Origin of the sequence: Pedobacter agri (assembly GCF_032678665.1) — a bacterium.
GTDB lineage: Bacteria > Bacteroidota > Bacteroidia > Sphingobacteriales > Sphingobacteriaceae > Pedobacter > Pedobacter agri_A.
In genome coordinates this window covers 163,553-186,780 of sequence record NZ_JAVTSH010000010.1, presented here as the reverse complement: position 1 = coordinate 186,780, position 23,228 = coordinate 163,553, and the positions used below count along the sequence as shown (strand labels likewise).

18 protein-coding genes, 1 tRNA gene and 1 pseudogene are annotated in these 23,228 nt (G+C 38.0%); 12 read left to right on the top strand and 8 right to left on the bottom strand.

Going from position 1 to position 23,228, the window contains the following annotated elements; all coding sequences use genetic code 11:
• Positions 1–170 precede the first annotated feature (170 nt).
• A complete protein-coding gene (locus R2Q70_RS19545) occupies positions 171–1,010 on the top strand; it encodes a TonB family protein (protein ID WP_316809230.1) in 840 nt (279 codons plus the stop codon).
• A gap of 98 nt (positions 1,011–1,108) precedes the next feature.
• On the opposite strand, the gene purL is transcribed toward R2Q70_RS19545, so the two are convergent.
• Entirely contained in the window at positions 1,109–4,813 is a 3,705-nt protein-coding gene (purL, locus tag R2Q70_RS19540) for a phosphoribosylformylglycinamidine synthase (protein WP_316809229.1), read from the bottom strand.
• A gap of 206 nt (positions 4,814–5,019) precedes the next feature.
• Between purL and R2Q70_RS19535 the strand changes: the two genes are divergently transcribed.
• From R2Q70_RS19535 to fbp, 4 genes are all read left to right on the top strand, one after another.
• Positions 5,020–5,403 carry a VOC family protein gene (locus R2Q70_RS19535; RefSeq protein WP_316809228.1) on the top strand — a complete coding sequence of 128 codons (384 nt, stop codon included), beginning with the start codon at positions 5,020–5,022 and terminating at the stop codon, positions 5,401–5,403.
• A gap of 1 nt (position 5,404) precedes the next feature.
• Positions 5,405–6,106, top strand: a complete 702-nt coding sequence (locus R2Q70_RS19530; protein ID WP_316809227.1) for a tRNA1(Val) (adenine(37)-N6)-methyltransferase — start codon at positions 5,405–5,407, stop codon at positions 6,104–6,106.
• A gap of 173 nt (positions 6,107–6,279) precedes the next feature.
• On the top strand, positions 6,280–6,771 hold the full coding sequence (locus R2Q70_RS19525; RefSeq protein ID WP_316809226.1) for a metallophosphoesterase family protein: 492 nt from the start codon (positions 6,280–6,282) through the stop codon (positions 6,769–6,771).
• Positions 6,772–6,790: 19 nt separating this feature from the next.
• The gene (gene fbp / locus R2Q70_RS19520) at positions 6,791–7,870 is read left to right on the top strand and encodes a class 1 fructose-bisphosphatase (protein ID WP_316809225.1); all 1,080 of its coding nucleotides are present in this window, start codon (positions 6,791–6,793) and stop codon (positions 7,868–7,870) included.
• On the opposite strand, the gene rnhA is transcribed toward fbp, so the two are convergent.
• The gene (gene rnhA / locus R2Q70_RS19515; RefSeq protein ID WP_316809224.1) at positions 7,867–8,340 is read right to left on the bottom strand and encodes a ribonuclease HI; all 474 of its coding nucleotides are present in this window, start codon (positions 8,338–8,340) and stop codon (positions 7,867–7,869) included. The two genes, fbp and rnhA, sit on opposite strands and share 4 nt — an antisense overlap.
• Before the next feature lie 176 nt (positions 8,341–8,516).
• On the opposite strand from rnhA, the gene R2Q70_RS19510 reads away from it, so the two are divergent.
• Positions 8,517–8,590: transfer RNA gene (locus tag R2Q70_RS19510), tRNA-His, on the top strand.
• Positions 8,591–9,125: 535 nt separating this feature from the next.
• On the opposite strand, the pseudogene R2Q70_RS19505 reads toward R2Q70_RS19510, so the two are convergent.
• Together R2Q70_RS19505 and R2Q70_RS19500 are read right to left on the bottom strand one after the other, a co-directional pair.
• Positions 9,126–10,112 (bottom strand): annotated as a pseudogene (locus R2Q70_RS19505) (recombinase family protein); the annotation flags it as partial.
• Positions 10,099–10,359, bottom strand: a complete 261-nt coding sequence (locus R2Q70_RS19500; protein ID WP_316809223.1) for a hypothetical protein — start codon at positions 10,357–10,359, stop codon at positions 10,099–10,101. The pseudogene R2Q70_RS19505 and the gene R2Q70_RS19500, both read right to left, overlap by 14 nt.
• A 225-nt stretch (positions 10,360–10,584) precedes the next feature.
• Between R2Q70_RS19500 and R2Q70_RS21925 the strand changes: the two genes are divergently transcribed.
• Positions 10,585–10,746: an alpha-L-rhamnosidase C-terminal domain-containing protein gene (locus R2Q70_RS21925; protein WP_410478390.1), complete on the top strand. Its 162-nt coding sequence runs from the start codon at positions 10,585–10,587 to the stop codon at positions 10,744–10,746.
• Between the two features lie 195 nt (positions 10,747–10,941).
• Positions 10,942–12,591: an ATP-dependent nuclease gene (locus tag R2Q70_RS19495; protein WP_316809222.1), complete on the top strand. Its 1,650-nt coding sequence runs from the start codon at positions 10,942–10,944 to the stop codon at positions 12,589–12,591.
• A 29-nt stretch (positions 12,592–12,620) separates the two neighbouring features.
• Here R2Q70_RS19495 and R2Q70_RS19490 read toward each other — a convergent pair whose 3' ends face one another.
• Positions 12,621–15,602: an RNA-directed DNA polymerase gene (locus R2Q70_RS19490; RefSeq protein ID WP_316809221.1), complete on the bottom strand. Its 2,982-nt coding sequence runs from the start codon at positions 15,600–15,602 to the stop codon at positions 12,621–12,623.
• A 970-nt stretch (positions 15,603–16,572) separates the two neighbouring features.
• Here R2Q70_RS19490 and R2Q70_RS19485 point away from each other — a divergent pair.
• From R2Q70_RS19485 to mobC, 3 genes are read left to right on the top strand one after another with little or no spacing between them, the layout of a single operon-like run.
• Entirely contained in the window at positions 16,573–16,980 is a 408-nt protein-coding gene (locus R2Q70_RS19485) for a mobilization protein (RefSeq protein ID WP_316809220.1), read from the top strand.
• Positions 16,962–18,239 carry a relaxase/mobilization nuclease domain-containing protein gene (locus tag R2Q70_RS19480; RefSeq protein ID WP_316809219.1) on the top strand — a complete coding sequence of 426 codons (1,278 nt, stop codon included), beginning with the start codon at positions 16,962–16,964 and terminating at the stop codon, positions 18,237–18,239. Before R2Q70_RS19485 ends, R2Q70_RS19480 begins: the two co-directional genes overlap by 19 nt.
• Before the next feature lie 4 nt (positions 18,240–18,243).
• A complete protein-coding gene (mobC, locus tag R2Q70_RS19475; RefSeq protein WP_316809218.1) occupies positions 18,244–20,301 on the top strand; it encodes a conjugal transfer protein MobC in 2,058 nt (685 codons plus the stop codon).
• Here the strand turns inward: mobC and R2Q70_RS19470 are convergent.
• Positions 20,296–20,661 carry a hypothetical protein gene (locus R2Q70_RS19470; RefSeq protein ID WP_316809217.1) on the bottom strand — a complete coding sequence of 122 codons (366 nt, stop codon included), beginning with the start codon at positions 20,659–20,661 and terminating at the stop codon, positions 20,296–20,298. The two genes, mobC and R2Q70_RS19470, sit on opposite strands and share 6 nt — an antisense overlap.
• Positions 20,662–21,052: 391 nt before the next feature.
• Positions 21,053–22,114: a sensor histidine kinase gene (locus R2Q70_RS19465; RefSeq protein ID WP_316809216.1), complete on the bottom strand. Its 1,062-nt coding sequence runs from the start codon at positions 22,112–22,114 to the stop codon at positions 21,053–21,055.
• A gap of 66 nt (positions 22,115–22,180) precedes the next feature.
• On the opposite strand from R2Q70_RS19465, the gene R2Q70_RS19460 reads away from it, so the two are divergent.
• On the top strand, positions 22,181–22,336 hold the full coding sequence (locus R2Q70_RS19460; RefSeq protein ID WP_316809215.1) for a hypothetical protein: 156 nt from the start codon (positions 22,181–22,183) through the stop codon (positions 22,334–22,336).
• Here R2Q70_RS19460 and R2Q70_RS19455 read toward each other — a convergent pair.
• The gene (locus tag R2Q70_RS19455) at positions 22,328–23,047 is read right to left on the bottom strand and encodes a LytTR family DNA-binding domain-containing protein (RefSeq protein WP_316809214.1); all 720 of its coding nucleotides are present in this window, start codon (positions 23,045–23,047) and stop codon (positions 22,328–22,330) included. The genes R2Q70_RS19460 and R2Q70_RS19455 overlap by 9 nt on opposite strands.
• Positions 23,048–23,228 lie beyond the last annotated feature (181 nt).

Here is a 23,228-nt window from a genome sequence, read left to right as displayed (position 1 = left end):
TTTTATTAATTTTTATAAAACAATCGTAAGATTTCTATCAATTTTATTGAAAATGAAATAAAAAAATGTTTTTTAAATGAAATTTTTCACTTTTCGTAACGAAAACAGATTTTTTGCTTCTTTTATGGAATTCTGGTTTTTGATACATCATGCTATAAAAATTAATAGCTATGTTCAAATCATCAATCAATGTGTACAAAACCGAGTGGCTCGATCTTGTATTTGCAGACCGCAACAAAACCTATGGCGCTTATGAATTAAGGTCAAAATCTTCTAAAATCATGACCAGGGCTTTACTGGTTTCCGTAGGCTTGTTTTTATTGCTTGCCTTCACTCCGCTAGTGTACAGTAAAATGTTTCCTACGGTTATTGAAAAAGTTTCTCCACCTAAAGTAGTCGATTTAACTGATGTGATTCATGAGATGAAAAAGCCAGAGCCTGAAAAAAAAGTGGAACCTGCGAAAGCCGAACCTGTTAAAGTGAAAACAGTTAATATGACTTCTAACATTGTTGTGGTGGATAAACCTGAAATTAAAGATCCGCCAACGATAAAGGAAATTGAAAATGCGGTGGTGAGCAATGTTACACAAGATGGTGAAATTAAACCTGATCTGGTTTTAGCTGTTCCTGCAGTGAGTGGCAATGGCAATGGTGTAGCTAAAGAAGGTGAAGGCGGAGGAGATTCAAATGCCATTGTGGGTATCGAAGGTGTAGACGAATATCCTGAATTTGCAGGTGGCATGAAAGCTTTTACTAAATATATGGAGCGCAATTTACGCTATCCATATCGGGCACAAGAAGAAAGTATTCAAGGTAAAGTATTCGTGAGTTTTGTAGTGGAAAGAGATGGTTCCATTACGGATGTAAAGGTTTTAAGAGGGATTGGTTTTGGTTGCGATGAAGAAGCGATGAAAGTAATTAAGAAATCGCCGTTATGGAAACCCGGAAAAAACAAGGGTATACCAGTAAGGGTGAGGTATAACATGCCGATCAATTTTAATTTGATGTAGCAATGATTTGAAATGGGGAATAGAAAATAGAGAATGGGAAATTGGGGAATGATAATCTCCCTTCTATTTCCTATTCTCTATTATCGCTTTAAAAAAGCCTATATTTTTTCTTCAATCCACTTCCTTGCATTTACGAAAGCTTCCATCCAAGGAGAAACTTCATCTTTTCTGCCTGCAGGATAATTTGCCCAATGCCATTGGAACAATGAACGCTCGATGTGCGGCATCATGACCAAATGGCGGCCAGTTTCATCGCACATCATTGCCGTATTGTAATCTGAACCATTCGGACTAGCAGGATAGGTCTCGTAAGCATACTTCGCTACGATTTTGTATTTATCTTCTGCGTACGGTAAAGAGAATCTTCCTTCGCCATGCGATACCCAAACGCCTAATGTGCTGCCTGCAAGTGAAGATAACATTACTGAATTGTTCTCCTGAAGCGTTAACGAAGTAAATATACTTTCGTGTTTACCACTTCTGTTATGCAACATTTTAGGTTTATCCTCATGATCTTTATTGATTAAACCCAATTCAACAAATAACTGGCAACCGTTACAAATTCCAACAGATAAAGTATCCGGACGGGCAAAGAATTTTTCTAAAGCCACCCTTGCTTTTTCATTGTATAAAAATGCACCAGCCCAACCTTTTGCTGACCCTAAAACATCAGAATTGGAGAAGCCTCCAACCGCACCAATGAATTGAATATCTTCCAGTGTTTCTCTACCCGTGATTAAATCTGTCATGTGTACATCTTTTACATCAAAACCTGCCAGGTACATCGCATTCGCCAGTTCACGCTCCGAGTTACTTCCTTTCTCACGGATAACGGCCGCTTTCGGGCGAGGTTTAGATGAATCAATCGCTGGTTTTTTTCCATCAAAAGTTAATGGGAAAGTGTAATTTAAAACATGGTTTTTATAATTGTCGTAACGCTCTTTTGCTAAACCATTTGCTGTTTGCTTGTTGTCGAGTAAATAAGATGTTTTGAACCATACATCGCGTAAATGCTCAATATCAAAACTAAAATTATCGTCGGCATTTTTTACTTCCAGCGTAGCTGATGATGTTACTGCTCCAATTTTATGGAACGTCACACCAGCTTGATTTAAAGCATTTTCTACTGAAGCGTCTGCCTGGAAAACGATAGCAATGTTCTCTGCAAATAGTAGTTTAATTACATCTTGCTCAGCCAATGAAGATAAATCAATTGAGGCACCAAGATCGCGATCAGCAAAACACATTTCCAATAAGGTTGTAATCAAACCACCACTACCAATATCATGTCCGGCTTGTATTTTGTCTTCCTTAATTAATTGTTGAATTGCATTAAATGCTTTCGAGAATTGATTAGCATCTTTAACATCAGGTGTTTCCGTACCGATTCTATTTAAAATCTGTGCGAAAGATGAACCACCTAATTTATAGGCATCGTTAGAGAGGTTAATGTAATAAATTGAGCCGCCATCTTTCTGAAGTACAGGCTCAACCACCTTTGTAATATCATCACAATTTGCACCTGCAGAGATAATAACCGTTCCTGGAACAATAACATCACCATCTTTGTATTTCTGCTTCATGGATAAAGAATCTTTTCCTGTCGGGATGTTGATTCCTAAATCGATGGCAAATTCCGAGCAGGCTTTAACTGCCGCGTACAAACGGGCATCTTCACCTTCATTTTTACAAGCCCACATCCAGTTGGCAGAAAGCGAAACGCTTTTCAAACCATCTTTTAACGGTGCCCAAACAATGTTTGATAAAGATTCTGCAATTGCATTGCGACTACCAGCAGCCGGATCAATTAAAGCCGACAATGGCGCATGACCAACTGAAGTAGCAATGCCTTCTTTTCCCTGGAAATCTAATGCCATTACACCAACATTGTTTAAAGGCAATTGCAATGGTCCGGCGGTTTGTTGTTTTGCCACCCGGCCGCCCACACAACGATCGACTTTATTTGTCAACCAATCTTTAGATGCTACCGCTTCTAACTGTAAAACCTGTTCTAAGTAAGTGTTCAGTTCAGCTTTGTTATAAGCAATCTCTTCATATTTGCGATCGATGGTTTGATCTTCCATCACAATTTTTGGAGAACTGCCAAACATATCTTTCAACTGGAAATCCATTGGTTTTGCGCCGGTTGTTTCCGATTTAAAAGTAAAACGATGATCGCCGGTAACTTTACCTACGGTGTACATAGGCGAGCGTTCGCGATCAGCAATTTTCTGTAAAGTTTCTATATGTTCGTTGCCGATCACCAATCCCATTCTTTCCTGAGACTCATTACCGATAATTTCTTTAGCAGACAGGGTAGGATCGCCAACAGGCAATTTATCCAGATTGATTAAACCACCTGTTTCTTCTACCAGTTCGGATAAACAATTTAAGTGACCACCGGCACCATGATCGTGGATAGAAATAATTGAGTTATGATCACTCTCTACCATTCCACGAACCGCATTGGCAGCACGTTTTTGCATTTCCGGGTTCGAACGTTGGATAGCGTTTAATTCAATACCTGATCCGTGTTGGCCAGTATCTGCAGATGAAACTGCTGCACCGCCCATCCCGATTCTATAGTTCTCACCACCGAGGATAACAATATTATCGCCTTCCTTTGGTTTTAATTTTTGCGCCTGACTAGCCTTGCCATAACCAATACCACCGGCAAGCATAATTACTTTATCGAAGCCTAACTTACGTGATTCCTCTTCGTGCTCGAAAGTTAACACCGAACCCGTAATCAACGGCTGACCAAATTTATTTCCAAAATCTGTCGCACCGTTCGATGCTTTGATCAGGATATCCATTGGGGTTTGATATAACCATGCTCTTTCTTCAACTCCTTTTTCCCACTCGCGGCCTTCTTCCAAACGAGAAAGGGCAGTCATGTAAACTGCAGTTCCAGCTAAAGGCAAAGAACCTTGTCCGCCAGCCAAACGATCCCTGATTTCGCCGCCAGAACCTGTTGCAGCACCATTAAACGGCTCAACAGTGGTTGGGAAATTATGGGTTTCTGCCTTCAAAGAAATTACCGAATCAAAATCGCTTGTAGCATAAAATTCGGGAATATCAGCACGTTTTGGTGCAAACTGCTGTACTTTTGGTCCTTTAATAAAAGCTACGTTATCTTTATAAGCCGAAACAATATCATTTGGATGAGCTTCAGAAGTTTTGCGGATTAATTTGAAAAGTGAAGTGGGTTGTTCTACACCATCAATTACAAAAGTTCCGTTGAAAATTTTATGTCGGCAATGTTCTGAGTTAACTTGCGAGAAGCCAAATACTTCAGAATCTGTCAATGGTCTTTCTAAACGGGTAGCTAATGAATTCAAATATTCAACTTCTTCATCACTTAAAGATAAACCTTCCTGTTTGTTATAGGCAGCAATATCAGTGATTTCCAGAATAGGCTCAGGCTTGATGTTAATGGTATAAATATCCTGATCAAGCTTTTCATATTTTTGCGAAAGCATCGGGTCATAGTCTGAAAAATCTTCGGCAACTGCTTTAAACTCTTCAATCCTGATGATGCCCTGCATGTCCATATTCTGGGTGATTTCTACGGCATTGGTACTCCAAGGGGTAATCATGGCCGCTCGTGGTCCAACAAAAAAGCCCGCTAAGGCAGTTTCTTGCGAGATTTTGGCGCCGCCAAATAACCATTCAAGTTTAGTAATATCATTTTGTGAAAGCGCTTTGTCTGTTTGAAGTACAAAAATCGCCTGCTTTTGCCCTTCGACAGGCTCAGGATGACAAGAGAAGAAATGAATCATGCTTTTTTTTTGAAAGTGCAAATTTAGGCTTTTTAAATTTAATGAGTGAAGGAATGGGGGATTGAATGAGAGAAATTTGAATGGCTAAATGTAAAATAATGATAGATATGAAAATTCTAAATCACCAGAAATTGTAGACTTCCATAATTACTACTATTTTAAATTCAATCATTTTCTGCAACTTTGCTACCTTCCGTTATTTAATCATTCAAAACTAATTCATCAAAATGTTCAACCGGATTCACCACATTGCTATTATTTGTTCTCACTATGAAAAATCGAAAGATTTTTACGTTAATAAATTAGGTTTTACGGTTCTAGGTGAATTTTACCGGGCAGAACGAAAATCTTACAAGCTGGATCTTGCAGTAAATGAGGTTTATCAGATTGAGCTTTTTTCTTTTGAAAATCCACCAGCCCGGCCATCCAGACCGGAGGCGCAAGGTTTGCGTCATTTGGCATTTGAAGTAGACGATATTGAAGAAGAAATTAGTCGGTTAAGTAACCATGGCATTGCTGCGGAGCCTATTCGTATAGATGAATTCACAGGGAAAAGATTTACTTTTTTTGCTGATCCGGATGGTTTACCATTAGAATTATACGAGGTGTAACATGAGCATTTTTAAATTTAAGCAATTTGAAGTTGACCAGTCGGGGTGCGCCATGAAAATTAATACCGATGGCGTTTTAATAGGGGCGATGGCTACTTCTACTGCACCAAAAAATGTACTGGATATTGGAACCGGCACAGGGGTAATTGCTTTAATGTTAGCGCAGCGATATCAGGAAGCGGAAGTTCATGCTGTCGAAATTGATCAGCTCGCTGCGGAAGCTGCCCGTAAAAATTTTGAGCATTCAAAATTTAGTGAACGCTTAAGTGTCGATCATATTTCAATATCTAATTATTATCCTTCGCAGCAGTTTGACCTTATTGTAAGCAACCCTCCGTTTTTTGTAAATGATCTGAAAAATAAAGAGGAAAGAAAAGGGATAGCCCGGCATGCGGATGAAAACTTTTTTGAACTTCTCGTTCAACAATCGAATACATTATTAAATGAAAAAGGGATTTTGTATCTGATCCTTCCGGTAAAGCAAGCACTCGAGGTGGTTAGTGAAGCCGCTAAATATCAATTGTTACTTACCCATCAAATCAATATTCATTCTGACGAAAACAAACCAGCATTCAGGCAAATTATTGGTCTTTCTAAAACAAAGCAAATATTAGTTGAAACTAACCTTTATATCTATGAATCGATGGGCAAGCACACGCCAGAATATAAGCGTGTACTGAGCGATTTTTTCTTAGCTTTTTAAAGTTAAAGATGATAATATCCTACAATATAAAATAAAGAATTACTAGCGTTTTTTAGATACGATAAAGAACGAAAGAAGTGTTTGTTAAAAACAGTACACCAACAGTCTAAAATTAAAAATGACCTGGGATTTTAGGTTGAAGTGTGCAATAAGTTTACATATTACTTTACATAATGAAAAAAATAGGTTTAATTTCAGATACGCATGGATACCTGGATGATGCGGTGTTTAAACATTTCGATCAGGTAGACGAAATTTGGCATGCGGGCGATTTTGGTGCTGATGTTGCAGCGCCTTTGGCGGCCTTTAAACCTTTGCGTGGGGTATTCGGAAACATCGATGATACTGCCATCAGGGCAGATTTTCCTGAACAAAATCGTTTTAGGTGTGAAAACGTAGATGTTTGGATGACGCATATTGGTGGCTACCCTGGTCGCTATTCTAATGCTGTAAAGCCGGAAATTTACACTAAGCCCCCAAAATTATTCATCACCGGACATTCACATATTTTAAAGGTAATGTTCGATGAAAAGATAAAATGTTTGCATATAAACCCCGGCGCTGCCGGAAAACATGGCTGGCACAAAGTGAGAACCCTAATCCGTTTTTGTATAACTGACGAAAATATTCATACCTTAGAAGTAATTGAGTTATCAGGTAGATAGCGTAAAAATTACACTAAGTATGAGTTTAGGAGTAACAACATTAGGACAATTTATTATAGAAAAACAAGCGGATTTTCCTTACGCCAAAGGAGAGTTATCCAGGTTGCTTCGAGACATCGCAATCGCGGCTAAAATTGTAAACAGAGAAATTAACAAAGCCGGCTTAGTAGATATGTTGGGCCATGTTGGTACAACTAACATTCAAGGTGAAAAGCAAAAAAAACTGGATGTGTATGCCGATCAACAGTTTTTAGCTGCCCTTACAAGTGGAGGAGAATGTTGCATTATCGCCAGCGAAGAGGAGGAAGAAATTATCCATATTGATTCTCCTGTTTCTAAAAATGCTAAATATATAGTATGTATCGATCCGATGGATGGTTCATCCAATACGGATGTGAATGTTGCCGTTGGAACAGTATTTTCAATTTACCGGAGAAAAAGTTTTGAAGGCAGGGCAACGATAAGTGATGTTTTGCAGAAAGGTACCGAGCAGGTAGCAGCGGGTTATATTATTTATGGCTCTTCAACCATGCTGGTTTATACTACAGGCAAATGTGTTAATGGCTTTACCTTAGATCCATCAATTGGTGAATTCTGTTTATCTCATCCGAACATGAGAATTCCGGAGACCGGCATAACCTACTCTATCAATGAAGGAAATTATGTCCATTTCCCGGAAGGTGTAAAAAAATATATTAAATATTGCCAGGTTGAGGATGATGCTACTAACAGACCTTATACTTCACGTTACATTGGCTCAATGGTTGGCGACATTCACAGAAGTTTAATTAATGGAGGCATTTATATTTATCCAACTACATCCCGCTCGCCGGAAGGTAAGTTGAGGTTGCTTTATGAGTGCAATCCAATGGCATTTATTATTGAACAGGCTGGGGGGAAAGCCTCAACTGGTTTCGAGCGCATTTTGGAAATTCAACCTACCGAAGTACATCAACGCGTTCCGGTATTTATCGGTTCGAAAAAAATGGTAGAGAAGGCTGAAGAAATGATGCTATTATACACCGCAAAATCTATCTCTGTTGAAGAAAAAGTAGAATCGAAACTTGAAGATTTAGGCGTAATCGGTGGATTAGATTAAAGCAGGCTTGCTCTATTTCTTTCCGCCTCAAAAAAAGTATCTATCGCCAAATTCTGTTTGTCTTGCGAAGCGAAAACCGCTAATCTGTCACAACGCTCATTTTCAGGGTGATCGTTGTGACCTTTGATCCAGATAAACTTTATTTTGTGCAGTTTATATAATTCAAGGAATCTTATCCAAAGGTCTTTGTTTTTTTTATCCTTGAAGTTTTTGGTTACCCAACCAAATACCCATTTCTTTTCTACGGCATCTACCACATACTTTGAATCAGAATAAACAGTTACTTGCTGATTAAGACTTTTCAATGCTTCGAGGCCTTTAATTACAGCAAGAAGTTCCATGCGATTATTGGTTGTCATTCTAAAACCTCCGCTCAATTCCTTATAGTGTTGTCCGGCCCTTAAAATGGTTCCATATCCACCCGGACCCGGGTTTCCGCTAGCTGCACCGTCTGTATAAATCTCGATCATAAACAGGATAAAGGTATGTTTTTAGGTTCAAAATAACTTGTTAAAACAAACTTCGAAAATTATTTTTCATTTCAAATTATTGACTAGTAATGGATTAAAAATTTCTTGCTAAAACTTTTATAAAAATATTTGCAAGAAATATTAAAAGTCGTACTTTTGTGACACTAAAAAACACGGTGGCTGTAGCTCAGTTGGTTAGAGTATTGGTTTGTGGTGCCGAGGGTCGTGGGTTCGAGCCCCATCAGCCACCCCCAGTGGGACGAGGTCTTTGAAGAAGATTTTCGTCCCGTTTTTTTTGCTTCTAACTCTTTGTTTTTCAGATAGATATGTAGGGCGATTTCGTTGACGTTAGGTGTTCGATATCGGTCTCCATTGTATTCCATTTTTTCGGGAAATAAGCAACTTATTAAATATCTTTTGCCTTCAACGCTCGAATTTTCATAAAATAAGTCCAGATTCATTAAGTTGTTAATAGCACGTTCAGCTATAGGTTTAATGTTTAACACAGCTTTGTTTTTTGTATTAAGCTCTGATAATTTTGATTCGAGAATTGCCATTTTTTCATTGCACTCAACTTTGATAGCTCTAAAATCGACAGCGTCAATTTCATTATCTAACAATAAATCCCTCGCTTTTTCGATCTTTTTGTTGTAATCTCGGATCTGCGTTGAATAAGTTTTGCGCTCGTCCACGATAGATCCTATTTGATTGTGATAGGCATCCGATATCGTTTGACTAAAAATTTCAGCATAACCGTTTCTAGGTAGGTACGCTAAAAGTTCGAGTACAAAAGCTTCATTAACTTTTTCCGACCTGTAGCGGATTCCACAAGCGGATGTGCAGTGGTAATAGGTAAAATGTTTATTCTTCCCCTTTGATGAGCTGCCACTTAAGGAACGGTGACACTTAGGACATTTCAAGAAGCCACGTAACACTAGTGACTCCGGAGTAGAAATGGGTTGGCCAAATTCTTTCTTTCTTCCATTTAATACATCTTGTACATTAAAGAACATTGTATCGCTAATTAGGGATTCATGCAATCCTTGCGCTAGAAATGCATCTTCATTTTTATATTTTGGAACAATTACCTTCCCACAATAAATTGGATTACGAATGATGGTATAAAAATTGTTTTTGCTACAATTTAACCCTTTTTCTCTTGCTGAATGAAGTATTTGTTCTCCCGAGTAAGTTCCAGTTGCCAGCTGCTCAAAAACCCATTTCATTAAAGAGGCTTCTGGTTGTTTCAATGCAATATATTTTTTCCCATTTTCAGCGGTTTTGTTAATATATCCTAAAGGTGCTTTACCCGTCCATCTTCCTTCTTTCTTTGCTTGTCTGATTCCTGCTTTGGTATTAAGCCCTCTTCTGTCATTTTCTATCTCAGGTGTTGTAAGGTAGACCGCTAACATCATTTTATTCTCAGGTACATTGAGATCCAGGGGTTGCTCTATAGCTTGGGGGTCAACGCCCAATTTATTGAGCATTGCAATAGTTTGATATGCGTCACTAGTATTACGACTAAATCTATCCCACTTGGTGAATAATAATAGGTCTGATTTTCCTTTATGCTTTTTTAAGTGGATAACTAATTTTTTCCACTCCGGACGATTGAAGGTTTTCGCTGAGTAGTCCTCTACAATCACTTTTCTTACTTTGATGCAGTTGAGTTCACAATATTTTTCTAAAACTTCTTGTTGACTTCTAAGTGAGTAGCCTTTTTCAGCTTGCTCATCCGTACTAACTCTTACATATAAATCAGCTATTTTCATTTCCTTTTCTCCTTCTTTTATGGCGGGTGAATCTTCTCAGATTATTCTTCAAGGTATGATTAGAAACCCGGCGAAGTGTTTCTTTCATAGATAAGTTACTTAATTTATAAATGAGTTCCAAAACTTTTTGAGCTTTTTCTATATTAATTATTGTACCATGTTCTTGAAGAATTTTGACTACTTTTTCTGCTGTCACAGACCTTTTTTCTCTAAGCTTATAATAATCCATATCCTTATCTTTAGACAAGATTAGTCTGTTAATTTATTCATTCAACTGACTTCCGTACGTTACTACTATGGAATCTATGAGAAGAAGTTTATTAGCTATTAGTGGCTCAAAAATTCGTATTCAAACAGATTACCTCAATGACAATGCAGGTATTCAAGTTCAGTTGAAGATGCATTCCTAAGTAAAATCGATCAATTATTAGCTATTCGAATCCGAAACTCTCCATAAAAAAGAGATAAGTATTTGAAAACTGCGCCGAAGATAGATAGGCGGCTGAGATGGGCGAGGGCGAGTTATGAGAGTAAAATAAGGACTATCAAAGTATATTGGAAAATCAGTAAAGGGAAAGTGGTTTATCAGATTAGTATACCGAAAGGCATGAGAGCTGATTTTAAATTAACCTGATATGTGTAAGTCTTCCAAACGAAAAGTTCAGCTGTCTGAAGGAAAGCATGAATTAAATTTTTCAATCAGATAGGCTGTTTTTTCAACCGAAATCAACTTTGTACATTTTATTGCGTTTAATCTATCTTCGAAAAATCGTTCTGTGAGAGGTTGTGTTTGCCGAGTGATATCGCTAACTTGTAAAAATTTACGCTCATGAAAATCAAGAGGATAACTATTCAGAACTACAAAAGCATATCTTCGCTCACCATTCAGTGCTGCCGTACTTTAAATGCGCTGATCGGTGAAAACAGCGTTGGGAAAAGTAATATCTTTGAAGCTGTAACCTGGCTTCTCGGACCGGTTTACCCATCATTCTCTAATATCCAGCCTCAAGACCACTATTTGGGTGACCTGAATAATTTGATAATGGTGAGACTGGAATTCGATGACGATAACTATCTGGAGATGACAGAACACTGGGAAGATAAAAGAGGGAATTCCAAATCCGGCCTTAATCTCTCCGGTGGTTATATTAATGACGAGGCGCGACAAAAATATTGCTCTGCATATATAGGCGTTGACCGCAATATCATGGACTACCTTCCTTCGAACCGGTGGTCGCTGATGGGACGGATATTACAGGATATTAATAATCTTTTTAAAAAAGATGAGTTCGTTGATGAGAATACTGGAGAAGTAGTTGTCAAATCAGAACTTTTTCAATCAGAACTTGAAAGAATAAGAGATGAAGTGTTGTTTAGTGTAAAAGACAAAGCAGGGAATGAGGTGATGAAACAGTTCGTTTCCATATTGCAAAATGAAACGGCGAAACAACTGAACCGTAAGCCAGAAGACCTCAGTATTGATTTAAATCTCTACGATCCCTGGAATTTCTTTAGAACCCTTCAGGTAATAGTGAGAGATAGTTGTACACATCTTTCTTTCCAGGCATCTAAATTAGGAATGGGTGTACAGGCTTCAATCTCCATAGCTATTTTGAAAGCTTATTCACAATTAAAGCTCAATAACAGCACGCCAATTTTTATCGATGAACCGGAGCTTTTCTTGCACCCACAGGCCCAGCGCAATTTCTACCGCTTACTGATTCAGCTTGCAGAAAATGATACCCAGATATTTTATACAACCCATTCTCCTAACTTCCTAACGGTCGGAAGATTTAACGAGGTGTTCGTGGCACGTCGTAATTCAGACAAGGGAACTTATGTCAATAGTGCACATCCAAAAAGATTTGCAGATGATCTGGAAATCCGTACAGGAATTCAGTCCACAGCCGAGAATATCTTACTATACCATAAAAATGCATTCGAGGAAACCGGTGACACACAAAAAGCAAATGAGGGCTTTTTCGCAAAAAAGATTTTGCTAGTCGAGGGACAAAGCGAATCGCTTTTGATTCCATACTTCTTTGATCTAATCGGATATGATTATTTGACTGACTGTTTAACCATTGTCAGGTGCGGTTCAAAAGGTGAGATTGACAGATTCTATAGGCTTTACACCGAATTAGGCATACCTTGTTATGTTCTCTTCGACGGAGATGGACAACATGCTGGTACCGCTGACGAAAAAGAAACCGTAAAGAAAAACCGAGCGCTTCTCGCATTATTTAACGTTGAAAAAGATTTCCCAGAGCAAATGGCTAATGAAGGATATTTCGCATTCTCTCATACAATGAATGAAAATCTTGGGTTTAAAACGTCCAAAAAAGGTCTCGCACTATTCATCGAAGTGAAAAACAAAATCAGCACGGAAAATTCAGTTCCAAATTGGGTTTCAGAGATGAAGGTAAAAATTGAAAAAATTGCCGCTCCTGAAAAATCCGTGCTGATTCGCAAACAGTAGTTAACTATTTATTTGCTGTTCATCGTTAATTACTTTAATCTACGTTTTGGATCCATGACAAATCCTGTCGGAACGGGTTTAAATGGTTCGGCTGGCGAAACAACGTTCATCTGAAAATTTCGTAAGTCTTTAACTTTCAAAGCACAGATTACAAAATAATCCAGCAATCCACCACGTATTCTGGCTACGTCCCTTTCATGGGCTTTTTTAAACGCAGCCCTTACACGCGTATCGCCGTAAAGCCTGTTGTTAACTTGTACTATAAAGGCATGAAGGTCGCTGGCAGCAGATTCGACCAAAGAATTATACGTTTCTATATCCTGATTCCACTCAGCTAGAAATAGCCCATCAATTTTTCCCCTCAATCCTGAGCGATAGTCAATATTTAGGAATTCGTTACAAATTAGGGAAGAAAAAGTGAAGCCATTTTTACTGATAATGTATTTGTCCTTATTATAGGCAACCAATCTTAAGCCCGCACTGTCATTGAGTTCTTTCGCTTCATGAATGGCAGGGATTATTTTTTCTTGGATGATTTGCACCAATTCTGTACGACCATCAACTGTGATAGGTAGGACAATAGCAATCCTATTTCTGGCTGTTCCATCAGTTCGATCAATATCATATTCGATGCCGGTTATTAAAGTTATTCCGCTCCCTTTTATTTTCTTGCTGATGGCATTGACTGCAGCTTGAGAGAGTGCCAACTCAGGTAGGACAATGTAGTCAACCTTTCGGTCTTTGGTCAAAAGTATGCTGTTCACCAACTCATATAGTCTTTTGTAACGCGTCAAGTCGGGTTCCCTTGTTCCTATGACATGTGCTTTCCAACTAGCGTCGCTGATCTGGTAGCTGGTCAAAGCTACTAAGGGATCGGATTTAGCAGGGAACAGGTTTGCATTGATTCTTTTAAAACCATCTTCCTCGATGAGCTCCACCTCGAAATCATGAAGTTCAAAAACTTTCAAAAATGCCCGAAAAAGTTCTTTCTGCTCTGTTAACCACTGGCTTAATAAGGCTGTAATTTCTAGGTAGTTCATTTTTCTCGTTAAAAAGAAGAATGACAGGGGTACTACTGGATCTGCGCTCGGATGAAGAAATTCAAGGTAGATTACACGGATTAGATCAGGAATTTTACTGCTAATCAAATCTTCGTTTAAAATTCCCTCTTCCAGGCGTAAATCGACTAAGTACGGTTTCATCTCTGGTTTTTCCATGAGCATTAGAACCTTTTTCTTCAGTGTTAGCCATTTGGGGTCGAAAATATTTTTCAAGGGAACGAGGTGAAAATCTGCCAGGAGAAATCTTTCAACTCGATTGGTATCCAACTTGATGTGGGTTAGTTTCTGAAAACCTTCCAAGAATGACTTGGTTTTTCCTTCGGACTTGTTAATCGACCAACCGCTGTAAAATGCAAACTCAATATTTTTTAGCAGATATTCTTTGTATTTGGGAACTTCCTCAGTCTCAGATAAAAATATTCCCCAAGAGATGGAATCAAATGCAAGCAAAATCGATTCCCAGATTCGCTTTGTATTCACTAAATCCCCATTAAAAATTGCTATCCGTAATATTTTGACCAGATAGGGAAGGTAGTTGTGCATGATCTCGGGATCCACTACGAAATTGGCAGTCGCACGAAAAAGTTCATCAACCCCCTTTTTCCAGTAACCGTAAGGATGGGTGAGTATCATCTCTTCCGCATTTCTCAAAAACAATGCATACTTGAGCCGCTGAATGCTTATCCCATCAGATTTACGAAGACTGTTTGGCGCTTCTGTGCTATCCGAACTCGCCTTTATCACCTCGTCGGAAAATTTTTCCAAATCTTCCTTGGCATCTGGCAACAATCGCCATTCACTTGAATTTTCATTGAGTTCCTTTTCAATCTCATTGACTATAGCTACACCACACTCTTTGTCTAAGAAAAAAATGCGTTCCTTTTCATTATTAAATGCAATCTGGGTTTCTTTTGAAAGTAGCAGCTTGAAGGTAGATTCACTGCTTGAAGTGTCGAAATAGAGTCTTTCGATATGCTTTGAAATATAAAGCCAGAGGTCTGTGCGTTTGTTGATTTTCTTTGTTTTTTGACTGACAATAAAAATGTCGTCGACATAACGTCCGTAATAGAGCGGCATCAACTCCTGTTCAACTGCATCATCAAATTCTTTCAACACTAGGTTGGCAATCACCTTTGAAGCGGCCAATCCGATTGGAATCCCAATATGTTTTTGTTCAGCAAATGGCTCCCTAGTTATTTCACTCAACGAGTTGAAAACGCTTTTTGACCAGAATTGAATAGCTTTGACTATAAGCTTATTCAAGTATACCTGCTCTTTCGAAAGATTTCTACCTATGGCAAAGGATTTGAAGAAATCTTCGCTCAGTAGAAAGCTACAATTGATATGGTGGTAGAATGATTTAATGTCGGCGGTAAGTGCAATGGTTTCATCATTTCGCTCCAAATTTTCCCGGATAATGTCCAGGCCATTTTTTTGCCACTTACGATAACCTTGTATATAAGGTTTAAAATGTAGTCCATGTGTCGTAGCATTTTCCGAAATTTTGTTCAGCCTGCTTCCATAACTGCTGGGGGAAAGTGCTTGTTCAAATGCGTAGGCCACCTTATCAATCCATAATGAAGATAGGATGTGAAAGTCGATGCTCAAATTACTGATTACCCTGAAGTCAGCTTTTTCAATAGAAAAAAATCGATTATCCCATCTGCTTTTTATACTTGAGTAGTAAACAATACTGCTCTCGTCGACGGTTTTTGCATTGAGATAAAGTCTTTTTACTATTGGATAGAAATTTGGTGTGGGATTGAAGCCGTCCGATTCTACAAAATCAAACTTACCAGAATTTAATTTGATTAGTAGGTTGTTTAAGTTATTATAGAGATTTGCTTCATAATCGGGAAGTTCCAGGCCCGCAACCTGAAGTTTTTCATGAAAAAGTTCTGACTTTGCCTTTTTATAGGCGATAACGAGGTCGTTAAGTATAAAATTCATATTAGAGATTAATCCCTCCTCGTACGAAAAAAAAACTTTCCAAAACTTGAGGGTGCGTTATTTGATAAGGGCAATATAATCAAATTTGATTTATCGTTCAACAAGAATCAAGCAAGTCCTAACTGATTTCTCCAATGCTATTCCCAGAAATCAGCCCAGAACACTTTAACATTTATCGCTGAGATTAGGAAATTGATTAAAACTATCCCAAGCACACTTTATCCCATTATCATAACCTATTTCATCGCGATATTTGAAGTCTTTTTGACAGGATTGACTAAAGTGCTTATGTTTTATTTTCCCTACTCCCTGAAAATCGGGGACAAGGCTATGACTTACAAAGAAATCTTGAATTTTGAGAATATACGGTGAGGTTATTCATATTTATTTAACGTAAACAGTTAACCAAAGACAAGAGTTATGCCATAATTATTTCGTATCTATTTATACTCGAGCCTGTTCAATGTAAATCGATATACCGAATGCTCTAATTGCAATGGCTTAAACCAGGGTTGTTGGATGAATCTTCTATCATTGCCGTCACTTCATGCATTCGGCTTAGCAGACATAAAAGTGATTTTTCAGAAAATAACAGGATTACGTACTATAGTAACAAAGTAGTTTGACTCAACTCTTGAGATTTGCTCTAAAAGCATTACCCTATGAATATGCTAATAAAAAACAGAAGAATTAGACCAGGTTCCGCCATCTACTACCGACAACTCTGGCTGAAACTTCGGAAGAAAATTATTGATATTCCCATTCCGAAGAACAGGGTTAAAGATTCAAATTTTCGCCGAAAGGAAGAATGTTAAATCCCACACAATTCAGAGTTATCTGCAGGAATACTTTAACCACGCGGGTGTTTTGCAAGAAGTACGTTTGTCCACAAACGGTTCTTGCCATCCTTGTGGCTGGGCTGTCCTCGAAACTCGGATAGCTTAATGTTTTATCACGAAAATTAATGTTTATGAAGGCAAAGGTAGATAATGAAGATGAGCGATTTACCCACCCAATTAGGACGAGGGTTACAAAAAAAACTTACAAGCGGATGCATGAGATTATGCAGAATAGTAACTGCCGATCAATGGGAGAGGTTGCACGGAAAATTCTTTCTCGGGAGAAGATATTAATGCTGAATAGGGATGCTTCAATGAGTGGGCCAATGGAGGAGCTAACTTCGATTCGCAAAGAACTGAAATCAATCGGCGTCAATATCAATCAGCAGACCCGCCATTTCCATACAGCAGAAAATGAATCGCAGCGGGCCTTTTATTTCATGCGTACTTCTGATCTTTATAAAAATGTTGGACAAAAAGTTGATCGTCTACTGGTATTGGTTTCAAAACTTTCTTTGAAATGGTTACGAGGATCCTAAGTGGAAAAAGTATCCGCGGCCTGCTCAATTATAATGAGAATAAGGTTAAAACTGGTGATGCTGAACTCATTTTGGCCAATAAGTTTGGTGCTGAAATTGGCGATCTGGAATTGCGCGACAAATTGCGTCGCTTTGAACAGTTGACCATTCTTAACAGTAGAGCGAAATCGAATGCGATTCACATCATGCTCAATTTCGATCGGCAGGATAAGCTTTGTGCTGAAAAGCTTCAGCATATTGCTGTGGATTATATGGAAAGGATAGGTTTCGGCGAGCAACCTTTCCTGGTTTATGAGCATAAAGATGTAAGCCATCCTCATATACACATTATTACCACAAATGTCCAACAGAATGGAGACAGGATTTCTATTCACAATATCGGTATCGAAAAGGATGAAAAAATCAGAATCGCCTTGCAAATGGAATATGGCCTCGTGAAGGCAGAAAGTCGGACAAAAGATCCACTGATAAAGGGGATCAGTGTAAGACCAGCTCAATATGGAGAAAAACCCACCCGTGAGTCTATTTATAATATTGTCACTGCGGTCTTGCGCGACTATAAATTTACCTCGCTCGCTGAATACAATGCGGTGCTTAGTGAATTCAATGTCACAGCCGATAGGGGTGCGGAAGGGTCGAGGATGTACGAACGTCGTGGATTGGTTTATGCGATATTGGATAAGAATGGAAATAGAGTCGGCGTGCCTATTAAAGCAAGTTCGCTCGCTGGAAAGCCTATTCTGGCTCGGGTGGAAGCTAAGTTTAAAGGTAATAAATTAAAGCGAAAACAACATATTAGTTCCATTAGAAAGAAGCTAGATGATGCATTAGCTGGGCATAAAATATTAAGCAGAAAAGATTTTTCCTCAGTATTACGAAAGGAAAATATCGGCGTCATCTTTCGCAAAAATGATACCGGGCGAATTTATGGTGTAACCTATGTAGACCATAATAGCCGCTGCGTTTTCAACGGCAGCGATCTTGGTAAATCCTATAGCGCCAAAGCTTTGCTTGAACGCTTTGGAACTGTTCGGCTTTTGGAATCAAAAGCTGCTAGCTCTCCTGTGCCATCTACGCTAACCAAAATAAATGCTGAGCAAAATCATCAGACGATTCAAACTGCTAAACAAACTAACTTGATGGAGACACTGCTTCAAAAACCTGATTTTGATCCGCTCAGCAGGTTTGGCAATCGGAAAAAGAAGAAAAAGAAAAAGAGAGCATCAGCTCAACAAGATATTGGAAACCAAATGAGATAAACTTATGAATACAGGGGAGGATACTCAGGGACTAAGGAAAATACTAGATATGAGTAGATGGATCAGTACATTCTTGCTATGCATGCATTATTATATCCGGCTTTACCCATTTTTTGCAGAGCTGAAAATACGTTCGGATATAACAGATAGGATTTTGAGGACTTTGGCTGGAATAGGACTTTTTGAGGGTTGGATGATGGTGAAGTTTGCTGTGCTAATCTTTTTGGCAATCTCTCTGCTAGGGGTAAAAGGAAAAAAAGATGAGGAAATCAAAAGCAAAAACATTATTGTTTATGGTGCACTTGGATTGTTGCTGTTTTTTGGTAGTATCCTTTCTATTTACTTACCCTTGGATTTAAAGGCGCTGGCGACCGTGTATATCCTTCTTACCTCAGCAGGATACCTATTGATACTTGCAGCAGGAACCTGGATTTCCAGACTAATTAAAGCTGGCATGGCACGGGATATCTTCAATTCGGAAAATGAAACCTTTCCTCAGGAGGAACGCCTGCTGGAGAATGAATACTCGGTAAACCTCCCTGCAAAATATAATCATAAGGGGACAAGACGGGATAGCTGGATTAATTTGATTAATCTTTTTCGTGGATTGCTGGTCGCCGGAACACCTGGAGCGGGTAAATCATATTTTGTTATCCGTCATCTAATTGATCAGCTGATGGGCAAGGGGTTCAGCATGTTCATTTATGACTTTAAATATGACGACCTTTCGGTAATTGCATACAACTGTCTGCTCAAATATATTGGGAGGTATAAAGTTAAGCCAAAGTTTTATATAATAAATTTTGATGACCTCAACCGAACACACCGGTGCAATCCACTGGATCCTGCGGCAATGAGCGATATTACAGATGCGACTGAAGCGAGCAGAACAATTATGCTGGGCCTCAATCGTGACTGGATAAAAAAGCAGGGAGATTTTTTCGTAGAAAGTCCAATTAATTTTATGACGGCCATTATCTGGTACCTGAAAACATATAAGGATGGAAAATATTGTACACTTCCACATGTAATTGAACTCATGCAGGCAGATTACGACCTGCTTTTCGAAGTGTTGCAAACGCAGGAAGAAATTAAGGTTTTAATTAATCCATTTATTTCTGCCTATCAGAACAAAGCAATGGCGCAACTTGAAGGGCAGATCGCCTCAGCGAAAATTGGTCTGGCCAGGTTGTCTTCTCCACAGTTATATTATGTTTTGAGTGGCAATGATTTTACCTTAGATGTCAACAACCCTAACGAACCAAAAATTATCTGTGTGGGCAATAACCCACAAAAGCTTCAGGTTTACGGAGCAGTACTTTCGCTTTATATATCCAGGATGATTAAACTGGTCAATCAGAAAGGAAAATTGAAGAGTGCGCTGATTTTTGATGAATTCCCCACCATATTCTTCAATCATATTGATAGCCTTATCGCTACTGCCAGAAGTAATAAGGTAGCAACTGCCTTAGCTGTGCAGGATTTTAGTCAGTTAAAAAAAAATTATGGTGCAGAACAATCTGAAGTCATTACTGGAATTGTTGGAAACATTATTTCCGGGCAGGTTACTGGAAGCACAGCAAAAACGCTAAGTGAAACTTTTGGAAAAATTATGCAGGACCGGCAGTCCAGAAGTATTAACAGTAGCGATATATCCATTTCACAATCTACGCAATTGGACTATGCCATTCCAGCATCTAAGATAGCTTCACTTTCTTCTGGCGAATTTGTTGGAATGGTTGCCGATAATCCAGAGGAAAAGATTGCACTAAAGATGTTTCATTGCGAGATTCAGAATGACCATAATGCAATAGCAGATGAGGAAAAACAATATAAGCCCATCCCCATCGTCAAAAATATTTCATTAGAAGAAATAAAGGAGAATTACGAAAATATTAAATCCCAAATTGCATCCTTGCTCACTACGGAATGCGAAAAGGGGCAGCTTGAAAAGAATAACCATAATTCTGAAGACGGAGGTGTTGCCAAACCCGTCAAAAAAAAACAAAGAAAAAAGAATTTGAAGGATAATAATAAATTTACTAACACTGTATCACTATGACAAATCTTCTCTATTTTGTTCTTCATAATAAATACGCTTTCCCAAGTACCAAAAACTTAAGTTACCGCAGTGTTCGTCATTAATCAAAATTCGACTTCTGGCAGGAAAGCCAATAGCCATTAAAATAGTTAACACCTCCCTCTCTATATTCATAGTACGACCTGACAATTTCTCATTGGCCGCTGTCAATTTGATAATAGATGTGTGATGATCAATAGCATCTTGGATTTCCAATAAAGTAAGCTCTTTATCTTTAGGAAGTTGATATTTTAAGTTACTTTGAGATTTCAATTGAGCCCTTACAGAATTTAGTTCTTTAGATTTTTTATAAAGAGAAATAAGTTTTTTGTTGAGTTTCATGATGCTAGACGATTTAAAATTTGGGATTATCTGGAATTTCAATTAGGGGTTGATTGTTTAGTGCTTTGATGTTTGGATTGCTGAAAAAGCTATTATCATAAAATCGATATTTAATCCGATGCTAATCTTATCGGTACTGCGCTAAAGCTTTCTCACAACTATTACAAGTGTGCCATACATTAATGGGCACATAATTTAACTGACCAGCAAACAATATTATAACTTGCAGTTTTCACATTTCCATTGATTTGATGATTGATTTAAAAGATTTCAGAATATCCAATCCGCGTTTAATTATTATGGACAGGCGGAATAAGATTTTTTAACATTAATTAAAGGTTACAGTCGCGACATGTCCCTTTGCAAACCAGAAGATGTTGTGTAATTTTCCTTAATACAATAAAGATATTATCAGTTTTGTTTCAAACACCTCATCTTTGATAATAAACTCAAATACATGCCTGCTCGGATAAGCATTTTGGAGTCTTGATTGTATATTACGAAGCCCTGTTTTGGTGCTTGAAAAGAACGCTTGTTTACCTATGGGATTTCTCGTCCTAAAAATTATGGAATTATTCTGGCAATCGATTTCAAAAACTGAAGAAATCTTATTATGGAGGAGGTCTCCATGCTTAAAAACGTTTTCAACTAATGTTAATAGGATAAGCGGCGCTATAGATGTTTCCAAGCATTTTTCATTGATGTTAAATTTTAAATTTAGCTTGTCGCCAAACCGGAGCTGATTGAGTGCAATCATATTATTAATTTGCTCTATTTCTTCTGTTAAACTAACAGAGTCACCATCCCCGCAGTGAAGAGCGTAATCCATGATGTCTGAAAGTAACCCTAAAGCAATCCTTGCATTTCCAGGATTGTACTTTGTCGCATGATTAATGAAACTTAGGGTATTAAACAGTAAATGAGGATTGATCTGTGAGCGAAGAAAATCTTTTTCGGCAGAGACTAACTGTGATTTCAGCCGCTCAATTTCAAGCACTTTAGCCATTTCCTTTACTTTTTGTTTTGAATTCTGTTTAAGTAAAACAAATCCTGTGGCAAACAACATAAAGTAAAACCCACGCCAAGCTGTTGAAATCATAAACTTCTTCTCCAAAACTCCGACTACTTTGCCATTATGGGAAACAGTTTTAAGAAGAGTGGTAAGTGCACCAGCCAAAAGAATATACAATGCTAAGGTGCCAATAGCAATTGAAATATAATATAGATATTTTATTGGACTGCTTTCTGAAACTTTGAAAAGGAGCCATACATAGCTGTAAAACAACAAAATATTCAAGAGATAAAAAAAAATGTAGTGCTCGGCTGTGCTATAGGTATCTGTTAATAGGGCAAGACTAAAAATCTCTCCGAAGATGTAAATAACCCACATTCCAGCATGTATGAGTGGCTCCGTGCCCCAAGCTTTAATCCTTTTACATAATATTTCGTGCATGATACATAATATAAATGCCTGGTTCGTTTTACTGCGCTAAAATTGGTCTTAAACAATTTTAAGGCTATGAAAAACTACAAAAAAAATCAACTAAAAAAGAAAGTTATTTTCTTTTACAAAAATGTTCGAAGGGGTTTACAAAATGACACTACAGATCCCACTACCACCTTATTCACAACAACTACCAATACATCCAGCGGAACCACCGGTGTGTTAGTTTAATCTGCGTTGTAACAGGAATTCCTTAAACGCCGGCCGGTAAACTTTTCCAATATTAAAGGTCTCACCTGTTTTCATATAGACAACGTAGCCATCAACTTTTTCTAAAAATTTAACTGAAATAATAATTGATTTGGCCACTCTCATATATTTTGATTGTCTCATCAAGGTAGCATCTAAATCTTTGAGCTGCATATATGTAATCTTTTCTCCCTCTGTGGTGTGAATCTTAATATAATTATCGAGTCCCTGTATATAGATGATTTCATGCACATTGATTGGAACTAAACTATTTTTGTCATTCCCTTTGACGAATATTGTTTGGTCTTCGGACGTTTGCCACAGTGCAGTAGATATATTGTCCCTTATCTTTTGAATCTGGCGAATGAACTTGTCATATTTTAATGGTTTAACCAAGTATCCCGCAGCCTGGACCTCGAATGCTTCGGCGCCATGGAATCGGTGCGCAGTAATATAAATCAAATAGTTACAAAATTCCCTTAGTATCCCCGCGGCCTCCAAGCCATCTATTTGTGGCATACTAATGTCGCAGAATATCACCTCTACTTTTCCACTACTGCGAAGAAATGCCAAGGCATCTCCAATATTGTCAAATGCTGCTTTAACACTTATATCGGGCGTGATGGCAATAAGATCCTTTATCTCAGCAATGGCATGAGGTTCATCGTCTATAATAATGCAGCTTATATCCATATAAATTTCTGCTATATCTTACACAATATAGGAATATTAAAACTATGTGCAAAAGAATTTATAAACTTTCATGTTCGAAATGAAGAATATTCGAATTTAAGATACACTTACATAATATATGATACCTCTTACATAATGTATTTTTATTCGGTCTAAGAAAATTCAAAATTTAATGTTAGAA